This window comes from Nitrosomonas sp. (assembly GCF_022842015.1).
Lineage (GTDB): Bacteria > Pseudomonadota > Gammaproteobacteria > Burkholderiales > Nitrosomonadaceae > Nitrosomonas.
The window spans coordinates 1-4,244 of the sequence record NZ_JALHQJ010000123.1 but is presented as its reverse complement, the minus strand read 5'-3'; the positions used below and the strand labels follow the sequence as shown (position 1 = coordinate 4,244).

Annotated in this window: 2 protein-coding genes and 1 pseudogene; all 3 read right to left on the bottom strand. The window is 45.4% G+C overall.

What is annotated here, in order from left to right; translation table 11 throughout:
* Window positions 1-1,718 (bottom strand): YbaL family putative K(+) efflux transporter (gene ybaL / locus Q0C11_RS14530; RefSeq protein WP_293009191.1); only part of this gene is annotated, 1,718 nt, incomplete at its 3' end.
* A 53-nt stretch (window positions 1,719-1,771) separates the two neighbouring features.
* Complete coding sequence (locus Q0C11_RS14525; protein ID WP_293009189.1) at window positions 1,772-3,670, bottom strand: hypothetical protein; 1,899 nt, start codon at window positions 3,668-3,670, stop codon at window positions 1,772-1,774.
* A 461-nt stretch (window positions 3,671-4,131) separates the two neighbouring features.
* Window positions 4,132-4,244: pseudogene (locus tag Q0C11_RS14520) on the bottom strand (IS1595 family transposase); the annotation flags it as partial.

Below are 4,244 nucleotides of genomic sequence, written 5' to 3'. Positions count from 1 at the left end.
TAGCGTTTGACTGTGTCAGTCTTGGGTTTCGTATCAAAGCGTTGCAGTATATGATGAGTCATGTTTTTAGCAAGCTCCTCTTCGCTGAAAAATACGGTGCCAACATTATCCTTGCGTAGTAACGCCGTTTCATCCTCATTGCGAGTGTGTAATACAATTTCGATTGCAGGGTTTAAGGTGCATGCAGTATCAATCATTTGACGAATATTTAATGGATCGGGGACTGAAATTACCAGCATGGCCGCATCGGTTATATGCGCTTGGATTAATACCGAAGGTTCTGTCGCATCACCAGATACCGCATTAATGCTCTGTTTTCGCAAATCCTGTACCAGCTCGCGATTTTGTTCTGCAACGACAAACGGAATATCTTGATCTTTAAGTGCCTGTCCAATGCGTTCACCTACGTGACCGTAGCCGACGAGAACAACCTGACCCTGCAGGTATTTGCGTTCGGTACTCATGGGTAATTCAGCATACGGATCATCGCGACTTTCATATTTGCGCGCCACAGCAGAATGCTTCAAGATCCAATTGCGGATAGGCACGATAGCCGCAAATGCGATCGGATTAAAAGCGATAGAAATCAACGCGCCAGCAAGTACCAGGCTCATTCCTTCGGCAGGCATCAACTCAAGTGACAGCCCCAAACCTGCCAGAATAAACGAAAATTCTCCGATTTGTCCGAGGCTGGCAGCAACGGTTAAAGAAGTATTGAGCGGATAACGCAGAATCAGCACCAATAACATAGCAGCCATTGATTTGCCCACAATAATAATCGCGACGACTGCTAAAACCCGCATAGGCTCATCGATTAATACAGCAGGATCAAACAACATGCCTACGGAGACAAAAAACAGCACTGCAAAAGCATCGCGTAGCGGCAGGGATTCTTCCGCAGCGCGATGACTGAATTTTGATTCACGCATCACCATGCCTGCGAAGAAGGCACCCAATGCAAACGACACGTTAAACAATGCTGCAGCACCATAGGCTATACAAATGGCAGCGGCGACAACCGCCAGCGTAAACAATTCGCGCGAACCCGTGCGGGCAACCTGCCATAACAGCCAAGGCAGCAAGCGCAGTCCAACAATAAACATGAAAGCAATAAAAGCTGAAACCAGTAGTAAAGTGATTCCAATCGTTTGCCACAAAGGTTCTGCCGCAGTTTCAGTGCCGTTTGATCCGCCCAGCATGGTAGCAAATGAAGGTAGCAATACCAGAATCAGAACCGTGACTAAATCTTCAACAATCAACCAACCGATCGCAATGCGACCGGTCATGGTTTCCAGCAATCCCCGCGATTCAATTGCTTTTAGGAGTACGACTGTACTGGCACAGGATAGTGATAAGCCCAGTACTAATGCTGCACCAAAATCCCAGCCCCACCAGTCGGCCAGGGCGATACCCAGTAGAGTTGCAACAGTCATTTGCACTATCGCGCCCGGCAAAGCGATACGCTTGACAGCCAGAAGATCATTCAAGGAAAAATGTAATCCGACACCAAACATTAGCAACATCACGCCGATTTCCGCTAATTGCGCAGCAATACCGATATCTGCGACAAATCCAGGTGTTGCAGGGCCGATTGCAATTCCGGCCAATAAATAGCCAACCAGAGCAGGAGTTTTTAACTTTTCTGCAATAAAGCCAAAAATCAAAGCCAAACCAAAGCCTGCTGCAATCGTGGTGATCAGGGTAATGTTATGTTCCATACAGATTCAAGGTCAAGGTTAGATAAACAAGCCTATTGGGCTTCAGAAAAACTTCAAGGCGATTCAACTTCAATCATGTCATCGGGGGTTTCATCCAATAAAGCTGGGGTATTTAAAAATCTTTCGAATTCGATGCGCTCTTCCTCGATGGCTTCAAGGATTTGTTGCTTAAATTCTTCACGCGAAAATGCTTCTTCAAGCATCAAAAGCAATTTCTCGACGGTTAATCCAATTGTGATCCCACCAATGATACCACCGATAGCCGCGCCAATGGCCGTGCCAATGCCGGGAATGAATGAACCTAACGCCATTCCGGTCGCGGCGCCAGCCGCGGCTCCGCCTAAAGCGCTGACTGCTTTACCGGCGGTCACTTTGATCAAAGCCTGCGCGCCTAATTTGATAATGCCTTTCCCGGCGACTTTCGCTGTGATCTTGCCGGCAATCGCACCGGTGATCGCACCTGCGGTGCCTATGCCACCGGAAATCAGCATGCGATTTTCCAAGTTAACAATCACGCTGTGCGTAGGCGGTTCTTTCAGCGCGCTAAGCGAGGCCTGACGGACAATATCAAGCTGCGAATTGTCGATGCGATCGACGCGGTTTTCAGAGAGTATTCGCTCAACTTTCTGCAAATGTTCAGCACGCAATTGCAGATTATTATGTAATACATCTTCAATGGATTGCTGTACAGGACCGAATGCATTGCCTTTCATTAGATAGCTCTGCAGTTTCTCTGCCATCCAGTTTTCCAGTACGCCGGTAGCAAGCGCCACAATACGTTCATACTCACCCGGCAGGCTATAATACCAATCGAGATAATCATCCACATTGTCAATCATTTGCTTAAACCCGAGATCGGTGGTTTTGCGCAATTGATCCAGTGAAGTTTCCAGATTGAGTAAACTTTCGAGATAAGCTTGTTCAATCTGCTCCGCAGTTCCGAGCCTGTAGTAATCATCTCCTATTTTCTCCACCGTTTGCACGACAATTTGCTGGGAGGTGCGAATTTCTTCCACAGTTTCCGGATTAGATCGCATCCAGGCATCGACATAAACGGTTGACGGTACGTAAATGAAGAAAATAAAAAAAGTGGCGAATGCTGATGTGATTCCCAAAGCCCAAGGTGAAACCGCAGGTGGATCATCGCTATCCTGTATCGGAGCGAATACACGGCGGTATTCGGATAAGGGAACCATGAAGCTGGAAATTCCCAAGGTGATATTGAAGAAAAATACTAAGCTACCCAGAAAAACTGCGCCTAAATAAAGCATATTGCTGAATGAATGCAAACTACTGAGCCCATAGCGCTTTACGCCTTCGATAAAACCCAGTAACCGATTGGTTTCAAGAATTAAAATGCTATTTGTGGCTCCATCCAATTTCTGGCTTTCCGTTGCGACCGCCCCAGCCAGTGATGCATATTGACGATTTACATCGCTATGGTTGATGGACACTACAAAAAATATCGACATAACCAACGAAGTTACCCAGCGTGACCAGGATAATGATTTATGCACGGCAATGTATGGTTTGTATTCACGTGCAGCCAAGGGAAAGAAAATAGCATAAATAGCTGCGAATACGGGGATTACAGCAAAAAATGCGATCCATTCTCGTTTATCAGCTGAACCGAGATAAAACAACAATAAAAATGCAAAAATGACCGCCCACAGCAGCCACCCGATATATGGCAGAATTCGCCGGGTGAATAACCAATGCAAAATGCCGAGCTTCTTGAACTGACTGGAAAGATAAATTCTTTGTATTGTCACCGCATAAATAGCAGCCAAGTAAATAGGTAAACCAAATAGGAGCGTTACCAGCAAGGCAAACCATAATTGTTGATCCGGGATCAATCGCCCGAAGAAGTAAGCAAATGCAAGCCAGCTTGCGGAAAATGCCAGATAACCAAGCGCTGTTATAAAGCTAAAATTTTTAAACGCTGAAAACACCGCAATGATTCCTTCATGATCGACAACCGGAGATGAATTTGAGCTATAACAGGACGGTATAGAGCCTGATAGCCTGCTGATAGTAGACTTTATTGGCTACTGACTGTCAAGATATTGATGAGGCAGGGGCGCTGTCTTGTTAATCCCAAAGCAAGGCGACCTGATTCAACCAGGATTAGTATAATAATACTTCATATAACCCATTGAATATATATTAAACCTTGGTAATAAAAACATCCGCCGGATCTTTGCATACATGACCATAATAATCACTCTTATTAACCTTGCCAAAAAATTAAGCAAGATACGTAGATTGTCTGGTCAAAATTCGATTAGTACAAACAGTTTTTCTGGTCAGTTTTCAACCGACGTCAACACGCAAGAAGCAAAACGCTGCTGATTTGACCGCTGATATGGCAAAACAAGGCTCGATACGCCTTTCTTGGGAATCATTATTTAGGCTATGTCACAATTAGTTGTTGAACCTGCCTTGTTTTGCCAAGAGATGCTATAAAACAAAGGATTGGTGTAATACTTTGACCGAGACGGTCAATCATTCTGTGCCATCCGAGGT